Below are 549 nucleotides of genomic sequence, written 5' to 3'. Positions count from 1 at the left end.
TGGCGCTACTGTCTCAGTGAGCCCCGGCAGTACGACGAGTTACAGTGTTACCCGTGTTGCAGACCTGGGTACGAGTGGCCCGTGTCTGGCAACGAGTCTGGGCAGTGCAGCTGTGGTAACGGTGAACCCAAATCCTGTTTTAACGCTGACCAATGGCACAGCATCTCTTTGCAGTGGTGACCAGACAGATATTATGTTGAACAGTCCGACGTCCAACCATGTGATCACTGTCACTGGTGTAAGCTACGGTGCTGTCACGGGTGGTGGTGTTCTGGTGGGTGACACGTTTGTGGACGGCGACCAGCTACAAGAGATCTTAGAGAACCCAACGAATGGAGTGGTTACGGTAAGTTATACGTTTGAAGTGACGACCAGTGACGGCTGTCCGGTCTCCCCTGCAGGCCAGTTGGCGAGTGTAGATGTTCAGCCCCGTCCAACGATGTCGATCACGAATACGGTTCCTGCTTTATGCAGCGGTTCCTCGACGTCGATCACATTGAACAGTGCAGTTACGGGCAGTTTGATGCGTTTGACGGGTGTGAGTGGCAC

Annotated in this window: 1 protein-coding gene; it reads left to right on the top strand. The window is 54.1% G+C overall.

Annotated elements, in window-relative coordinates; genetic code table 11:
* Positions 1–549, top strand: a 549-nt coding sequence (locus tag FNH22_RS32300) for a hypothetical protein (RefSeq protein ID WP_185154536.1), incomplete at both ends; no start/stop codon positions are given.

Source organism: Fulvivirga sp. M361 (assembly GCF_007097395.1).
Lineage (GTDB): Bacteria > Bacteroidota > Bacteroidia > Cytophagales > Cyclobacteriaceae > Fulvivirga.
The sequence above is the reverse complement of the archived record's forward strand: the minus strand, read 5'-3'. Positions and strand labels throughout refer to the sequence as shown.